Source organism: Gordonia tangerina, assembly GCF_021556435.1.
Lineage (GTDB): Bacteria > Actinomycetota > Actinomycetes > Mycobacteriales > Mycobacteriaceae > Gordonia > Gordonia tangerina.
Genome location: NZ_JAKGCU010000006.1, coordinates 38457 through 54376, shown reverse-complemented (window position 1 = coordinate 54376; position 15920 = coordinate 38457). Strand labels below are relative to the sequence as shown.

Annotated in this window: 15 protein-coding genes; 6 read left to right on the top strand and 9 right to left on the bottom strand. The window is 67.3% G+C overall.

What is annotated here, in order from left to right; all coding sequences use genetic code 11:
• Positions 1-21: 21 nt before the first annotated feature.
• From L1892_RS09290 to glf, 6 genes are all read right to left on the bottom strand, one after another.
• Positions 22-1011 (bottom strand): alpha/beta hydrolase, encoded by a 990-nt coding sequence (locus L1892_RS09290; protein WP_235723311.1) that lies wholly within the window; start codon positions 1009-1011, stop codon positions 22-24.
• Positions 1012-1446: 435 nt separating this feature from the next.
• The gene (locus L1892_RS09285) at positions 1447-3600 is read right to left on the bottom strand and encodes an arabinofuranosyltransferase AftB family protein (protein WP_235723310.1); all 2154 of its coding nucleotides are present in this window, start codon (positions 3598-3600) and stop codon (positions 1447-1449) included.
• On the bottom strand, positions 3587-4498 hold the full coding sequence (locus L1892_RS09280; protein ID WP_235723309.1) for a decaprenyl-phosphate phosphoribosyltransferase: 912 nt from the start codon (positions 4496-4498) through the stop codon (positions 3587-3589). Before L1892_RS09280 ends, L1892_RS09285 begins: the two co-directional genes overlap by 14 nt.
• 10 nt (positions 4499-4508) lie before the next feature.
• Complete coding sequence (locus L1892_RS09275) at positions 4509-5105, bottom strand: phosphatase PAP2 family protein (protein WP_235723308.1); 597 nt, start codon at positions 5103-5105, stop codon at positions 4509-4511.
• Positions 5086-7026 (bottom strand): glycosyltransferase, encoded by a 1941-nt coding sequence (locus L1892_RS09270; protein ID WP_235723307.1) that lies wholly within the window; start codon positions 7024-7026, stop codon positions 5086-5088. Before L1892_RS09270 ends, L1892_RS09275 begins: the two co-directional genes overlap by 20 nt.
• Before the next feature lie 28 nt (positions 7027-7054).
• Entirely contained in the window at positions 7055-8269 is a 1215-nt protein-coding gene (gene glf, locus L1892_RS09265) for a UDP-galactopyranose mutase (RefSeq protein WP_235723306.1), read from the bottom strand.
• Between the two features lie 182 nt (positions 8270-8451).
• Between glf and L1892_RS09260 the strand changes: the two genes are divergently transcribed.
• From L1892_RS09260 to L1892_RS09240, 5 genes are read left to right on the top strand one after another with little or no spacing between them, the layout of a single operon-like run.
• Positions 8452-9231, top strand: a complete 780-nt coding sequence (locus L1892_RS09260; RefSeq protein WP_235723305.1) for a glycosyltransferase family 2 protein — start codon at positions 8452-8454, stop codon at positions 9229-9231.
• A gap of 2 nt (positions 9232-9233) precedes the next feature.
• Positions 9234-10199 (top strand): acyl-CoA dehydrogenase family protein, encoded by a 966-nt coding sequence (locus tag L1892_RS09255; RefSeq protein WP_372474991.1) that lies wholly within the window; start codon positions 9234-9236, stop codon positions 10197-10199.
• Positions 10190-10975, top strand: a complete 786-nt coding sequence (locus L1892_RS09250; RefSeq protein WP_235723304.1) for a PIG-L deacetylase family protein — start codon at positions 10190-10192, stop codon at positions 10973-10975. Before L1892_RS09255 ends, L1892_RS09250 begins: the two co-directional genes overlap by 10 nt.
• On the top strand, positions 10972-11601 hold the full coding sequence (locus L1892_RS09245) for a class I SAM-dependent DNA methyltransferase (RefSeq protein ID WP_235723303.1): 630 nt from the start codon (positions 10972-10974) through the stop codon (positions 11599-11601). Before L1892_RS09250 ends, L1892_RS09245 begins: the two co-directional genes overlap by 4 nt.
• A 56-nt stretch (positions 11602-11657) precedes the next feature.
• Positions 11658-12338: a GAF and ANTAR domain-containing protein gene (locus L1892_RS09240; protein WP_235723302.1), complete on the top strand. Its 681-nt coding sequence runs from the start codon at positions 11658-11660 to the stop codon at positions 12336-12338.
• Positions 12339-12354: 16 nt separating this feature from the next.
• Here L1892_RS09240 and L1892_RS09235 read toward each other — a convergent pair whose 3' ends face one another.
• The 3 genes from L1892_RS09235 to L1892_RS09225 all read right to left on the bottom strand — a co-directional run bounded on the left by L1892_RS09235 (position 12355) and on the right by L1892_RS09225 (position 15013).
• Positions 12355-13881 (bottom strand): SpoIID/LytB domain-containing protein, encoded by a 1527-nt coding sequence (locus L1892_RS09235; protein ID WP_235723301.1) that lies wholly within the window; start codon positions 13879-13881, stop codon positions 12355-12357.
• Positions 13882-14030: 149 nt separating this feature from the next.
• Positions 14031-14585 carry an RNA polymerase sigma factor gene (locus L1892_RS09230; protein WP_235723300.1) on the bottom strand — a complete coding sequence of 185 codons (555 nt, stop codon included), beginning with the start codon at positions 14583-14585 and terminating at the stop codon, positions 14031-14033.
• Positions 14586-14620: 35 nt separating this feature from the next.
• Positions 14621-15013, bottom strand: a complete 393-nt coding sequence (locus tag L1892_RS09225; RefSeq protein ID WP_235723299.1) for a hypothetical protein — start codon at positions 15011-15013, stop codon at positions 14621-14623.
• Between the two features lie 229 nt (positions 15014-15242).
• Between L1892_RS09225 and L1892_RS09220 the strand changes: the two genes are divergently transcribed.
• Positions 15243-15866, top strand: a complete 624-nt coding sequence (locus L1892_RS09220) for a hypothetical protein (protein WP_235723298.1) — start codon at positions 15243-15245, stop codon at positions 15864-15866.
• Positions 15867-15920 lie beyond the last annotated feature (54 nt).

Genomic DNA, 15920 nt, shown 5'->3' with positions numbered 1-15920 from the left:
GCGGTGCGATCGCCGGTCAACTCAGCGGAAGAACCCGCGATTCTTGGCGTTCCAGAGCATGTCCTGCCAGTAGCCCCAGGCGTGGGTGCCGTTGGAGTAATAGGTCATCAGCGGCAGTCCCTGGACCAACGCGGCCGCCTCGAAGGCCTTGGCCTGGGTGAAGGCGAGGACCTCGAGCGTCGAGCCCTTGAACAGGTCGTCGAAAACGTTCGGCAGCGAGTTGTATTGTCCGAACAGGCCGTTACCGGACCCGATGAAGATCTTCATACCGTGCATGCGGTTGATGTTCATGAACGGGTCGTTGGAGATCCATCGCGGGCTCCACGGCGGGCCCCACATGCTGTCGATGTTCCACGGCTTGGGGTCGACGTCGAACATCGCCAGTCGCAGCGCGGTGCGCATACCGGGCGCGTTCAGGAAGTTGTAGCCCGACAGCGACGCCGCGCGGTCGAAGTTGTGGCGGTTCTGCGCACCGATGACGAGGGCGGCATTACCGCCCGACGACAGACCGGCGATGGCGTACTTACGGCTCGCGCCGACCCGGAACCCGCGGCGGTCCAGTTCGCGGACCAGCGAGCGGGTGATGACGCAGTTCCACATGTAGCGGTACGGCTGGTTGTTGAAATTGCTGGGTGCGTCCCAGTCGGAGTAGAAGCTGGCCGGCCCACCGATGGGTTCCACGACGTTGACGCCGGAGCGGACCATCTCCTGGACGTTGGTGTTGATCTCCCAGCCGCTGTAGTCGTACTGGGCGCGCATGCCGTCGAGCAGGATCGCGGTCTTGTAGTTACCGGGACGCTTCCAGGCACGCACCTTCACGTTGGGCATGCCACATCCGTTGACCCAGAACTCCTGCTTGCCGATCTGGGTGCCACCGATCCGGGCGCTCGCGTCACCGGCACCGCCGATCACACCGGCCAGGCCGATCACGGTCGCCATCGCGATGATTGCCGCGACGGCTCGGTTTCGCGCCCAACCGGCTCTTGGCGGCCTGGCAGCAGCTTCACGCATCGACTGATATCTCCCTCTGTCATCCGGCGGGACGGGACAACATTCCCGAACCGCCGAATCCTCCTACGACACCCGGCCGCTGACATCCCCCGACGGCGCTGCGGGCGCACTGGCCCCGGCACGCGAAGCAATCGCGCGCCGAACAGCCCACATTCGGCCGTTGAGCACCGTTTCGGGAGCCTATTGCATCCCCCCAACGCTGACAAACGCTGTGACTGCTCTCACATCCGCTCGTCGGCGAGCCGTTATGCAATCAGCACACGGGTGTCCTGGTCACGTTGATCTATCGACCAAGTCGGGCCGAACGTTACCGATTCGAGATATTGATGGGCAAACCGGGCCTTCGTGACGGGCCTCCGCACGCTCCGGCCCTCCTCAGGCAGCGTATTCAGCGGACTTCCACACGCGTCGGCCCCTCGCGGATGAGGTGAACGGTCAGCGCGGATGGATGCGGGGCGGCATCTGCAACCCACAGCGCGCGATCTCGTACTCGGGCTCACGTTCGATCCGGTAGTCGGTGAACGTGAACGACTCCTTGAGATTGCGTTTGAACCGTTCCCATGTCCACGCCGCCTCGTACGAGTCGAAACGATCCTGGGTTTCCGGGCATCTCAGCGCCACCTGCGCCTGCCGCACCAGGTCCTCGTCGAGATAACCCGGCAGGACCGGCTTGCGCGGGTAGGCTCCGGCCTCCGCGACGACCCATTCCGAGGGCAACACCTTGTCGTGACCGATCCGGCCGTCCTCGAGGCGCTCGGTGTGCGCGGCGAGCGGATATGCCAGGCCCATCTGGTCGATGACACGGACGTCGAGTGGCGCGTTCATACTCGTCATCCCCAGATTGAGGAAATAGACGGTGAGCTTGCGGTCCTCGGGCGCGATATTGCCGGGCAGCTTTGCGATGTACCACTCGTCGTAATTGAACGACGGCAGGATCACTCCGCCCTCGTCGTGGTAGCGCTCGATCCACTCGGCCATCGCTCCCATACGCGGGTAATCGAGATAGTCCTCGGCAGTCACCGGGTTCTCGTTGCCCATGTTGGTGACGTAGAAGCGACGCTCGTCGACGATGCCGCTCCGGCCGATGTCGGTGCCGGCGTTGGGCAGCACGTTGTGGCTGCACACCGCGGCCCACGCGACGATGGTCACCCAGAACGCGCCCATGATCACCGACCCGGCGAGCTGTACCCGCGTCCGACGCCGCACGTCGGTATCGGTGCCGGTATCCGAGCGCCATGCCGCGCGCACGTGCGCCGGAATGGTCACCGGCACCACCATCAACGGCAGCAGCAGGGTGAACAACGGGACCAGCAGAACGCGACCGTGCATGAAGTCGCCGCCCTGCCGAATCCAGTAGATGCCGCCGATCAGCCCGGCCAGCATCACGGTGACCGTCGCCGCGGAGGGACTGTGTAGGGCGGCCGACCAGGACGCCACCCGCTGCCGCCAGGTGAGTCGGACGGACTCGCCGGGCTCCGGCGTCGGCCGCCCGCCCGCGAGACGTCGGCCGCCGACGATGAAGATGCCGGTCACGACGATCAGGACGACGGGCAGCAACAGCACGTACGGTCCGAACAAATTGGCCAGATAGAGCAACCCTTGATGCCACTTGGCGCCGCTGGCGTCCTTGGCCACGGCCGGGTTGGGCACCAGCAACGCGTAGTAACCCATCCGGAAGATCTGATAGCCCACCGGCAGCACCGCGGCCACCACGATGATGCCGATCCGCATCGGCCACGAGGTGGGTGCGAGTATCACCAGTAGCAAGACCAGTCCGCCGAGAATCGTCAGTTCCGGCCGGATCAGCGGCGCCAGCCCGGCGGTGAACGCCAAGGTCAGCGTCGCGGCCCGCTGCCACCGCGACGGGTCGGTGACCGGGCGTCGGCTCCACGCCACCAACTGACCCCACAGGACCGCCACCCAGAAGATGCACAGGCCGTTCTCCAGACCGCTGGTCGCGAAGTCCCGGGCCGGCGGCAACGCGACGTAGGCGATCACGCCGAACGGCAGCAACAGCGTCCAACCGTCCCCGGTCAGTCCCCCGAGGCGGGTGCGATACAGCCGTGCGGTGGCATACATGGCGATCGGAATCGCCGCGACCGACAGCACCAGCGCCACCCAGAGGGCGACGTACTCGAGCTGACCGTCGGTGACCCAGGCCCAGAACCAGAGCACGTAGGTCCAGGCGGTCGAGGTGTTGGCCTCGACGCGTTCGCCGACGTTGAAGACCGGGCCGTTGCCTGCGAACAGGTTGCGCAACGTACGCAGCACGATCAGCCCGTCGTCGGCGATCCAGCGTCGCTGCCACACCCCGATGGTGAACAGCGTGGTGACCGTGATCGTGCCGATCAGAAAACTGATGACGGGCACCCACTGACGGGCACCCCAGCTGCCGAGGCCACGGCCCGTGTCGGCGCCTGTCGTCAGCTCGGTGGCGACTGTCGATTCGGTGTCAGGGTTCCGCTCGGTGGCACGGCTCGACTCGCTGTCGGGGTCCGACTCGGTGACGGGGATCGCCTCGGTGGGGGCGTCGGCTGCCGCGTCGCCGACCTCACCGCCCTCGGAAGACCCCAGGTCAGGAGACCGCATAGACCGCGACACCAACACACACCAACCAGGCGACGGCCAGCAACTGCAGGACGCGGTCACCGAGCGCGATCTCTTCGGGCTCCCCGGCCTGACCACCGTCGATGTCGACGGCGTAGCGCAGGATCGCGATCGTGAACGGCACCATCGACACGGAGTAGGCGACATTCGTGTCGGCGTTGTCGAAGGCCCAGAGGCCGTAGAAGATCACCACCGCAGTCGCCGACAAGGTCCACACGAACCGCAGGTAGGTGGTGGTGTAGTACTGCAGCGCCTTGCGGATCTTGGCGCCGGTCCGCTCGGCCAGCTGCAGCTCCGCGTACCGCTTGCCGGCAGCCATGAACAGCGACCCGAACGCCATCACCAGCAGGAACCACTGCGACAGCTCGATCTCGGCGGCGACACCTCCGGCGATAGCACGCAGCAGGAAGCCCGACGAGACAATGCAGATGTCGATGACCGGCTGGTTCTTCCAGCCGAAGCAGTAGCCGAGCTGAATGCCGAGGTAGATGGCGATGACGACCGCCGTCTCCCAGTTGGCGAGCAGCGAGATCCCCAGCGCCGCCACCGCGAGCACCACCGCCAGACCGTAGGCCAGCGGCACCGGCACCACACCCGCGGCGATCGGGCGGAAACGTTTGGTCGGATGATTGCGGTCGGATTCGACGTCGCGAGCATCGTTGACCAGATATATGGACGACGCGACCAGGCAGAACGCGACGAAGGCGATGGCGACGGGCCCGAGCACATCGCCCTCGCCCACGCTGCCCGCCGCCAACGGCGCGGCGAGAACGAGGACGTTCTTCACCCATTGCCGCGGGCGGACCGCCTTGATCAGGCCGGTCGCCAGATTCTTCGGCGGTGCCAGCACCGGTTCATGCTCGATCGGCTCTTCGCTCATGTCCTCGGACTCATCTCGTAGCGACGTTGGTCGCGAACAGTCTGTCACCCGCCGTCACGGCCGCCGCGCTCGCCGCTCCAATGGCTGCTCCGGCGAGCACATCGGTCGGGTAGTGCACGCCGAGGACCAGCCGCGACAACAGCATCGGCGGAACAAGTACCGCGGGCAACGCCGCCGTCGGCAGTCCGGCCGCCCGCCCGATGAGGATGGCGGCTGCGGTGGTGGAGGTGGCGTGCGACGACGGGAAGCTGAGTTTGCTCGGCGTCGACACCCCGACACGGATGCGCTCGTCGTGTGGGCGGCGGCGGCGCACCACCCGCTTGATGATCACCGAGGCGGCATGCGCGCCGAACGCGCCGACCCCGGCCTCCGCCCAGCGCCGCACCTCGGGCTGATCGCCGCGTCGCCATGCGGCGGCAGCGCCGACGCCGGCGATCGCCAGCCAACCCAGTGAGTGTTCGCCGAAGTGCGACAGGCCTCGCGCCGCCGAGACCACGCCCGGACGGTCGGCGGCCACGCGTTGGACCGCGAGCAGTGCGGCGACCTCACCGGTCGCCGGTGGCAGCACCACCGGCGCCGAGACCGACTCAGTCGATTCCGAAGACACGCGCCCAACTCTCCTGACTCGTCAGTTCTGCATGCTTGGCCCGGTACTCCTCGCGCATCGCCGGGAAGCGGTCCTTGAGTTCGCGCACGAGTGCCGCCGACTCTCTGGCCAGCGCAATCATCTTGTCGCGGTCACGTTTGCGGTAGACCACGCCGCGGCCGTCGGCGGTGGTCACGGTGACGCCGTCGACGCGTCCGAGGCTGAACCAGCGTGCCTCGATCGGCGGGAAGTTGGCCTGCGGCACCTCGTGGTGACGCGGGTCGGCCGGCTTGGCGTTGCGCACCAGCGCGGCGGTCAGCGACTTGAGCTTGGCGACCTTACCCTCCGGGATGTTGGTGCCCAGGTGGGTGGCCTGTCCGCTGGTGCGCGGCAACTCGGTGGCCGACGGCAGGACGACGGCGTCCGGGTACTGCTTGCGCATCGCGGCGATCTTCGGCAGCGCGGTCGGCAACAAGCTGCGGATGTGATCCGGCCCGGCCAGGAAGTCGCGGATCGCCTCGTTCTGGATGGCGACCGTCGAATACTCGAGGCACAGTAGATGTTTCGCGGTCGCCTTGACCATCGACTTGACGATTCCGTCGATGGGGCCGTCCTTGGTCAGCGACGCGACCACCAACCGGTTGCGCAGGTGGAAGTAGGCCTGCCAGTCGATGGCATCGTCCTTGTCGCTCCACGCCATGTGCCAGATCGCGATACCCGGCACGGTCGCCGTCGGGTAGCCGGCCTTGGCGGCGCGCAGCGCGAACTCCCAGTCGTCCCACTTGATGAACAGCGGCATCGGCAGGCCGATCTCCTCGGCGCACTGCCGCGGGATCATGCACATCCACCACCCGTTGCCCTCGACGTCGATCCGCCGATGCAGGTTCTTCGAGTTCTCCCGGTCGCGCAACGGGTATTTCGCGAAGTTGTGGTCGTAGGAGACAAACGGCGCCGCGGTCCACATGAACTTGTCGCGGTTGATGACCTCACCCATGCAGTGCAGGTGGCTGCGGTCCTGCAGGTTGAGCATCTGACCACCGACGAGCATGGGGGACTTGGCGAATCGCGACATTGCCAGCGCCCGCAAAATCGAGTCGGGCTCGATCATGATGTCGTCATCCATGTAGAGGATGTAAGGAGAGTCGGTGCGGCGCAACGCCTCGTACATGATCCGGGCGTACCCGCCGGAGCCGCCGAGGTTCGGCTGGTCGAAGATGTGCAGCCGATCACCGAGTGCGGCGGACGCCTCGGTGTAGCCGGGTTCGTCGACGACCTTCTTGTTGCCCTGATCGGGCATCATGACGGCATCGATCACCTCGTCCACCAACGGATCCGAGGTGAGCGCGGCCAGCGCGTTGACCGCATCGGTGGGCCGGTTGAACGTCGGGATGCCGATGGTGACGCGTTTGGTCTCGTCACCGGTTGCTGCCGGCTGCGCCGAATACCACCCGGCCGCGACGATCTCGGTGTCGGTGTCGGTGGTGATGTCGAACCAGATCCAGCCGCCGTCCTCGAACGGCCCCAGGTCGAGCTCGAATTCGGCCACGCCGCGGCCGTTCTCGTCGGTGGCGATCAGGTCGCCGCCGATGCCGATGCGTGAGCCGTCGATCTTCGAGCGATACAGATCGACTCGGCAGGTGCCGACCACCTCCACCCGCAGCACCACCGACGTCAGCACACTCCAGCGACGCCAGTAGGCAGCGGCGAAGGCGTTGAAGTAGGTCTCGAAGCTCACCTCGGACTCGCCGGCGAGCGACACCGATGTCCGGCTCGGTGCGTGCGCGCGTCGCGAATTGTTCGGCGATTCCACCAGATACAGCGACCGCACGTCGATCGGTTCACCGGCGCGCGGGAAGATCACCCGCTGCAGCAGTGCGGTCGCCTTCGACGGGCCGGCGCCCGCCTCCGGGATGTCGGTCTGGTTCACAGGGGTCACTGTCATGTATTCCGCCTCATCGGTTCACACCCGGTCACTGCCCGTCGGACGTCGAGAGCGGGGTGCCCTCGGCGAGGTGCGGCGCCAAGGTGTTGTCGAACATGGTGAGCGCACTGGCGATCGCCATGTGCATGTCCAGGTACTGGTAGGTGCCCAGCCGACCACCGAACAACACGTTGCGCTGTGCGGTCTCGGCTTTCGCGAGGTCGCGGTAAGCCGAGACCTTCGCACGATCCTCCGGGGTGTTGATCGGGTAGTAGGGTTCGTCGTCGGCTTCGGCGAAGCGGCTGAACTCGCGCATGATGACCGTCTTGTCGGCCGGGTAGGAGTCCCGCTCAGGATGGAAATGCCGGAACTCGTGGATACGCGTGTACGGGACGTCGGCGTCGTTGTAGTTCATCACCGGTGTGCCCTGGAAGTCCCCGATGTCAAGTACGTCGGTCTCGAAATCGAGTGTGCGCCAGCCGAGTCGGCCGGCCGAGTAGTCGAAGTAGCGGTCCAGCGGGCCGGTGTAGACCACCGGGGCGTCCGGCGAGATCGCCCGCAACTCGTCGCGCACGTCGAACCAGTCGGTGTCCAGGCGCACCTCGATGCGGTCGTCGGCGGCCATCTTCTCCAGCCACGCCGTGTAGCCGTCGACCGGTAGCCCCTCGTAGGTGTCGTTGAAGTAGCGGTTGTCGAAGGTGTAGCGCACCGGTAGCCGGGTGATGTTACCGGCGGGCAACTCCTTCGGGTCGGTCTGCCACTGTTTGGCGGTGTAGTGCTTGACGAACGCCTCATACAGGGGCCGCCCGATGAGGCTGATCGCCTTCTCCTCGAGGTTGCGGGCCTGCGCGGTGTCGATCTCGGCGGCCTGCTCGGCGATCAGGGCGCGCGCCTCGTCGGGCGAGTAGTAGCGTCCGAAGAACTGCGCGACCAGGCCGAGGCCCATCGGGAACTGATAGGCCTGGCCCTGATACATCGCGAAGACGCGGTGCTGATAGCCGGTGAAATCGGTGAACTGGTTGACGTAGTCCCAGACCCGCTTGTTGGAGGTATGGAACAGGTGCGCGCCGTACTTGTGGATCTCGATGCCGGTGGTCGGCTCGGCCTCGGAGTACGCGTTGCCACCGATGTGTGGCCGGCGGTCCAGCACCAGCACACGCTTGTCGAGTTGGGTCGCGGCCCGCTCGGCGATCGTCAGTCCGAAGAACCCGGAGCCGACCACGATCAGGTCGACGGGGCTGCGGTCCTCACCATTTCCTGCCACGGGTGTTCAGGGTAACGGACCGAACCTGAGTAATCGCCGTGCACACGGCCGCGTGGTGGCGTCGACCTGCACATCCGATCACCGGCCGGGCGGGTGTGAGTCACCCCGGATCTGGGTACCCGCGCACCGGTCGGCCTGAAACCACCGGGCATCGACGTCGTCAGACAACCCTGGAGGGCCCGGTGACCGATGTGCACGTTCTCGATGATCACTCGCCGATGGAACGGGCGGTGGTCGTGGTTCCCGCGCACAATGAAGAACTCCTGCTCACCCGCTGCCTGACCGCGCTGACGGTCGCGGCCGACGCTGTCGCGGTCGAGGTGGAGATCGTGGTGGTCCTCGACGCCTGCACCGATGCCTCCAGCCGGCTCGTACCCGCGCACATCACCGCCCTCACCTGTTCGGCACGGTCGGTGGGCGCTGCGCGTCGTGCCGGTTTCGCCTACGCCGCGAGTCACGATCGCCAGTCGACGCCCGATGAGCACGTCACCTGGTATGCCACCACCGACGCCGATTCCGAGGTTCCGCCGGACTGGTTGGCGACGCACCTGAGCGCAGCGGCCGACGGGGTCGACGCGTTCGTCGGGACGGTGGTCCCCGATGGCTGGGCCGACTGGCCCTCCTCGGTCGCGGAGCTTTTTGCCGACCGTTACCTAGCCGACGACGGCCACCATCACGTGCACGGCGCCAACCTGGGGTTTCGCGCCGACACCTACCGCCGGGTCGGCGGCTTCGCGCCGCGGACCGGCGACGAGGATGTGGACATCGTGCGGCGGCTGATGGCCTCGGGTGCCCGGGTTCGGCGCAGCGCCCGCTCCCCGGTGGCGACCTCGACGCGACGCGACGGACGCACCGACGCCGGATTCGCCGGCTACCTGCAGCGACTCGAGATCCTGGACCGCGCAACACCGGCCCGGCGCTCTGCCGATCGACCCGCCGACGATCCGGAGGTGGCCCGATGATGATGTGTGATGCCCCGGCGCTCGCGGTGCGCATCGTGACCGAAGGAGACCTCGACGTCCCACTCCCGGGCCGCGGCGACACCGCCGATCGATTCCGCATCCTCACCGAACTCTGCCATCGCGACATCTCGATGGGTCGACTCGTCGAGGCCCATCTGGATGCGGACGCGATCCTGGCCGACATCGTCGGCGAACGCACCGGGTTCGGCGAGTTCTGGGGCGTCTGGGCGGCCGAGCCCCCGGAGCCGATGGTGACCGCCGAACGGCACTCCGGGCGGTGGGAGCTCTCCGGGGCCAAGCCGTGGTGTTCGGGCGTGGTCAGCTGCACACACGCCCTGGTCACCGCCCGCGACGGTGACCAGCGGCGGATGTTCGCCGTCGACCTGCAGCAGCCCGGGGTGCGCCCGGAACGGGGTGGCTGGACCGCCGCAGGCATGCGCACCACCGAGACCGGTACCGCTCGCTTCGACCGGGCGGAGGCCCGTCCGATCGGCGCACCGGGCGCCTATTTGGAGCGGGCGGGGTTCTTCCACGGCGGGATAGGCGTCGCGGCCTGCTGGTTCGGCGGCGCCCGGAAAGTGGCCGGCGCGCTGTACACCGCTGCCGGGCGGCGCCGCGACGACGACATCGCGATGATGCATCTCGGTGCGGTCGACGCCCTCCTGGCCCAGGGCCAAGCAATACTCAGTCATGCCGCGATGACGATCGACGCCGCTCCCGACGACATCGATCGGGCCCGCCGGTTGGCCGCGCAGGTCCGCTGGAGCATGGAACAGATCGCCACCGACGTCATCGACCGGGTGAATCGGGCGTTGGGGCCCGAACCGCTCGTGCATCAGCGCGAGCACGCGCAGGCCGTCGCCGACCTCGGCGTCTACATTCGCCAATCGCACGCCGACCGCGACCTGGTGAACCTCGGTCGTCTCGTCGTCGACGACCGTAACCTTCCGGAGGCCCGATGTCGGTGACCGAACCCGATTCCACCGCGAGCGGCCTGGCCGGCACACCGGTCACCACCGACGGCACCACGGAGGACGCCTGGGTCAGCTGGATGGACGCGCAGGAGCCCTGGCCGGAACTGACGCTGGACATCGAGCGCCTGGTGGTGCTCGGCGCGCACCCGGACGACGAGGTGCTCGGTGCAGGCGGGATCATGGCCGCGGCCGCGCAGGCCGGCATCGAGGTCGTGGTGGTGTGCATGTCGGATGGCCGCGCGTCGCATCCGGGGTCGCCTACCCTGTCGCCCGATCAGCTCGCCGACCGGCGCCACATCGAACTCGACACCGCCACCGAGCTGCTGGGTGTCGCCCCGCCCCGATGGTGCGGGCTGCGCGACGGTGCGCTCGCCGAGCAGCGGCACACGATCGGCGGCATCGTCGAGTCGATCGTCGCCGAAGCACCGACCCTCGCGACCGGCCTGCTGTCGGTGTGGTCGGCCGACGGGCACCCCGACCACGACACGGTCGGCGCCGTTGCTGGTGAGGTGGCCGCACGCCTGGACGTGCCGGTGTGGTGGTACCCGATCTGGATGTGGCATTGGGCCGCTCCCGGCGACCCCACCATCCCGTGGCACCGGCTGCGTGCACATCGGATCGACCCGGCGATCCTGGCGGTCAAGCATGCGGCGATCAACGCCTTCGACACCCAGGTCCGGCCACTGTCCGACGACCCGGCAGACGCGGCGATCCTCCCGCCGCACGTGCTGGCCCACCTGATCCGTACCCGCGAGTTCGTGTTCACATGACGCGCGACACCGGGTTTCGGCGAACGATGGCCGACGACTACTTCCATGACATGTACGCACGCAGCGACGACCCGTGGGGCTTCGCCGAGCGGTTCTACGAGCGTCGCAAGTACGCGCTGACGATGGCCGCGCTGCGTGCCGACCATTACGAGCGGGTTTTTGAACCGGGCTGTTCGATCGGAGTACTCAGCGACCAGCTCGCCGCCCGCAGCGATCAGCTGCTGTGCACCGACCTCAGCCCGCGAGCGGTGGAGTTGGCCACCCGACGGCTCGCCCACCACGGCGGTCGCGTGCAAGTACGAACCGCCGACCTGGTGACCGGCTGGCCCGATGAGACGTTCGACCTCATCGTGCTCAGCGAAGTGCTCTACTACCTCGATCCCGTCGCCCTCGACGCTCTGCTGACGCGGCTGCCCCGGTCGCTCCGGCCCCGCGGCGAGGTGATCGCGGTGCACTGGCGGCGTAAAGTCGAGGAGTATCCGCAGTCGGGTGACGACGTTCACGATCGCCTGCTGCACGGAGCGTTGTCCCATGCCGGCGGTTACCGCGACGCCGACCTGCGCCTCGACGTGTTCACCGCCGACGCCGGACCGTCGGTCGCGCAGCGGGAGAATCTCGTACCCTGATCAGGTCACGAGGGCACCCGTAGCGGGGGCGGGCAGCGATCCGCGGAGGAATGAAAATGGACAGCGTGCAGACGACCAGGATGGCCGAACTCATCCGGGAGATCCGAACCGAGGGAGACGACACTGCCGCCGTACTCGGCCGCATCTCCGCCGCCGCGGTCGACTCCGTCCCCGGCACCGAATACGCCAGCGTCACCCTGGTGACCGCAGGCCGGATCGAAACCCCGGTCGTGGTGGGTGATCTCGCCGGCAAATCCGACGCGCTGCAGCGCGAGTTCAACGAGGGCCCGTGCGTACGGTCGGCCGTCGACGACACCACGATCATCATCGACGACATGCGCCGCGAGGACCGGTGGCCACGGTATGCCGAGGCCGCGACCGAACTCGGCATCAAATCGATGGCCTGCTTCTGCCTCTACATCGACGGTCACGATTTCGGCGCTTTGAACCTACTGAGCACCACCACCCATGCGTTCGAGCCCGACGCGATCGCGGTCGGTCAGCTGTTCGCCGCGCATTGCGCCACCGCGTTCTCCGCGGTCCGCGAGAAGCACCAACTGCTCACCGCGCTGAGTTCGCGCGACATCATCGGGCAGGCGAAGGGCATGATCATGGAGCGCTACCGGATCGACGCCGACCAGGCGTTCCGGCTACTGGCCCGACTGTCGCAGGACAGCAACACCAAGCTGGTCGACGTAGCCAAGCAGATCATCGAGGCAGGACCGGGCGTCGACTGAGGCGTCGCAACAGAACTCAGCGCAACCGGTCGTCGTCCGGAAAGCCCTTCACCGGCTGCCCGCCGCCGGCGAGGTAGTCGGCCAGACCCGCCCCCACCAGAGCGTGCGCGCCGGTCTGCTCACTGAACAGCAACATGCCGCGCTGGAAGAGTTGCACCACGCCGTTGCCGTCGGGAGTCAGGTTCGGTACGCCGATGGCCTGACCGAGTGGGCCGGTGACGCCGCCGAGGTCACCGTAGCGGCCGTTGATCGCCTCGGTGCCCGTCGACAGCAGTTGCGCGGCGCCCGGCAGGAGTTGGTCGGTGAGGTTCAGCAGATTCCCCAAGTCCAGGCCGCCGCCACCGGGCATGTCGGGACCGGTGGGTGGCTTCACGATCTTCGGTCGGATGGCTTGTCCCTTGACCGAGAAGAACGCCGACTTGAGTCCCAGTCGGGTGCGGGCCTCTTCGCCGCTGACCTCGACGGTACCGCCGGAGCCGACGGCGCGGACCTTGATCGCGCGACCGTCCTCGGCGCCGAGACCGTTGGCCTCCACGACCTCCAACGCACGTAGCGCACCGACGCCAAATGCCGAGCCCACCTGGCCCGCACCGATCGTCGCGGTCCAGTTGTGGTTCGGCGAGACCGTGTCTCCGTCGTCACGCACCGCCGGGAATCGTCCGCCGGCCGTGTAACCGCCTGTGGACGCGGAGAATTCGGTGAAGGCCGGCTTGCCGCCCTGCAGCAAGATCTGCCCCGGGGTGGCGTCGGCGGCGCGGTTGGTGCGCGGATCCTCGCCCGCCACACCGCCATACACCTGCGAGTTCTGCGTATCGTCGATCTTCTTGCCACCGGCGATCGCGGCCAGCGCATAGGTGCGCGCCGCGACCGCTTGTGCCTTGAGCGCTTCTGCCCCACCGGAATCCGCCCATCCCGGCACGCTCTCCTTGGGGATCACACCCTTGACGTAGTCGTCGATGTGGAGGCGGTTGCTGACGCGACCGCCGTCGTAGCCGAGAGCGCCACGATAGGCCTGGTTGGAGCCACAGAACTTCAGGAACTCGCCGGATGGCCGACTCGGACCCATGTTGACCGGCTCGACCCATTGCGCCGGAACCGACCGCACGACACCGCCACCGCACCCACTGGTGATGGTGGCGGTACCCCCGGACAGGCTGACCGCCTGTCCGGGAGCCACCATTTGGCCACCGACTCGCATCCCGGCGTCCGCGTGCACATTCACCGAGTTCTTCCCGGTCAGAGCGACCGTGATCTCGGGCCTGTCCACCTTCCCCGCGGTGGTGCCGCCGTAATAGTGGCGCAAAATCTGTGTCGCCGACCAGCCCTTCTGGGCGTAGCCGTACGCACCCCATTGACCCATCCCGCGGCCGTGGCCGTGTCCATGGCCGATCAGCGTCACCTCGGAACCGGCCGACAATGTCACGTCCTCGGACAGGATCCGCGGTGCGGTCAGCAGCCCGCCGACGAGCAGCGCGGGCACCAAGCCGATCGCCGCCAGTGACAGCGACCGAGCACGTGTGTGCCGGGGACGTGCGGAAACCAACGTCGCGAGACCTTCCGTGAGCGCGTGCCTGACCGAAACATGAGGCGCGTGTTACTGGTGTGACTAATGTGACGATAGTTAACGATCGCACGGCACGACAACCTCAGCAGGTCACAACCGCATCACGAGTTTCGACGGCTCGGCAGTTCTTAGTGGGCGGCCATACGGTCGCCGAGGATGTCGCGCAGTTGGGTACGCGCCCGGTTGAGCCGCGACTTCACGGTCTGAATCCCGACACCCTGCTGCACGGCGATGTCGGCGTAGGTGAGGTCACCGAATTCGCGCAGCACGATGGCCTCGCGGAACTCCGCGGGGAGCTGGGACAGCGCGTCACGCAGCGAATCCCGAAGAGCGATGTGTTCGTCGAACCGCGGAGCGGCATCGTCGTCGGCGAGTTGGACGGACTCTTCCGGATCGCTGAAATCGGTGATCTGCGTGTTGATTTTACGTTTGCGCACCACCGTCAGCGCGTTGTTGGCGGCGATGCGGTGCAGCCAGGTGGAAAAGCGCGCCTCGCCACGAAACTTGTGCAGGTTCTGCCAAGCCGCGACCAACGTGTTCTGCAAGGCGTCCTCGGCGTCGTGCGGGTTGCCGCAGATGTTGAGACACACCGCCCACACATGATTGCGGTGGGCGGTGACGACCTCGGCGAAGGCCCGCTGGTCGCCTTCGCGTGCCTGCATGAGCAGCGCAGCCTCGTCCATCAGTGGTTCCCGCCCGTCACATCCCCCACCTCAGCTCAGAGATCGTAGTGGCCGTCGTGCGGACCGACACCACCGTGCGTGTCGACACCGGCGTCATCGCCGTGCCCCGCATCGTCGAGGGCGACATCATCGTCTGTTTGGTCGCCGAGTTCGCTGTGGTCACCGGCCACGATGACGTCGTGATCCGACGCCGACCCCGACTCGACACCATCGTGGGTGTCGTCGAGCCCGGCCGGTTCGACGATGATCTCGTCGTCATCGGCAAGCGCCGGCGGTTCGTCGTCCATCTCCGGAACCGTGTCGGGATCGGCGGTCGCCGACGGATCGAACGCGGCCTGCAGCGCCGCACTCCAGACGTCGTCGGGGGGCGCCGGTGACGTGGCGGGGTCGATGCCGAGCGAAGCCAGGATCGACGGCTCCTCCTGCATGTGTTGCCCTCCGTTCGGATGAATCCGCGTTCGCCACCGCGTGGTGGCCGGTCCCCTATGTGATGCTACGGGCCGTCGGGAATGTTCCCACAACGAATTGCCGATGGCCGCCGACGTTTGGTCCTCGAGAGATTCGAGGCGGGCGCATTCTGGAACCGGGGAACATTCTGGGCCGCCGGGCACATCAGACACGTGACAGCTCGACCACATAGACCAGGAAGGCCCCACCATGCTCCCCAACGATCACGGCACCTCCAGCACCCCCGGCACCGCCACCGAGGGCGGCGTGCGCCACACCACCGATGCGCAGGGCAACGACGTCGCGGTCCACTACGACGCGGCGGGCAATGTCTCTCTCGTGGAGGTCGACACCGACGGCGACGGGCGCTACGACACCGCTGCGGTGTCCACCGCCGACGGCACCACCCTGGTCGGCCACGACGACGACGGCGACGGCCGCATCGACACGATTGCGCACGTCGACCGCGACGGCGATCTCACCCGCGTCGACACCGTGGAGAACGGCCAGATCGTGGCCTCGACCCTCGACCAGGACGGAAACGGCGCACCGGACACCGTCATCGAGGACACCGACCGCGACGGTGTCGCCGACCGCATCTCCTACGACCGGGACGGTGACGGTCGCATCGACTACATCGCTGCCGACACGGACGGCGACGGACAGCTCGACGCCTACGTCGCCGACAATGATGGTGACGGCCAGGCCGACTCCTACTCCGGTGGTGGCGATTCCTACGGCAGCGACTCGTACGGCAGCGACCCCTACGGCCAGGACCAGGTCCCACACTCCGAGGACGGCAGCGGGTACGGCGCCGACGACACGGTGCTCTGACCTCCACTCATCGCCCCCCCTCATCGCATCGCCCCCGACCAGCCCACCCCGGCG

Excerpts from the sequence above, each read along its gene's own strand:
- L1892_RS09290 (WP_235723311.1), bottom strand. The coding sequence starts at position 1,011 with ATGCGTGAAGCTGCTGCCAGGCCGCCAAGAGCCGGTTGGGCGCGAAAC.
- L1892_RS09285 (WP_235723310.1), bottom strand. The coding sequence starts at position 3,600 with ATGCGGTCTCCTGACCTGGGGTCTTCCGAGGGCGGTGAGGTCGGCGAC.
- L1892_RS09280 (WP_235723309.1), bottom strand. The coding sequence starts at position 4,498 with ATGAGCGAAGAGCCGATCGAGCATGAACCGGTGCTGGCACCGCCGAAG.
- L1892_RS09270 (WP_235723307.1), bottom strand. The coding sequence starts at position 7,026 with ATGACAGTGACCCCTGTGAACCAGACCGACATCCCGGAGGCGGGCGCC.
- L1892_RS09255 (WP_372474991.1), top strand. The coding sequence starts at position 9,234 with ATGTGTGATGCCCCGGCGCTCGCGGTGCGCATCGTGACCGAAGGAGAC.
- L1892_RS09250 (WP_235723304.1), top strand. The coding sequence starts at position 10,190 with ATGTCGGTGACCGAACCCGATTCCACCGCGAGCGGCCTGGCCGGCACA.
- L1892_RS09245 (WP_235723303.1), top strand. The coding sequence starts at position 10,972 with ATGACGCGCGACACCGGGTTTCGGCGAACGATGGCCGACGACTACTTC.
- L1892_RS09240 (WP_235723302.1), top strand. The coding sequence starts at position 11,658 with ATGGACAGCGTGCAGACGACCAGGATGGCCGAACTCATCCGGGAGATC.
- L1892_RS09230 (WP_235723300.1), bottom strand. The coding sequence starts at position 14,585 with ATGGACGAGGCTGCGCTGCTCATGCAGGCACGCGAAGGCGACCAGCGG.
- L1892_RS09225 (WP_235723299.1), bottom strand. The coding sequence starts at position 15,013 with ATGCAGGAGGAGCCGTCGATCCTGGCTTCGCTCGGCATCGACCCCGCC.
- L1892_RS09220 (WP_235723298.1), top strand. The coding sequence starts at position 15,243 with ATGCTCCCCAACGATCACGGCACCTCCAGCACCCCCGGCACCGCCACC.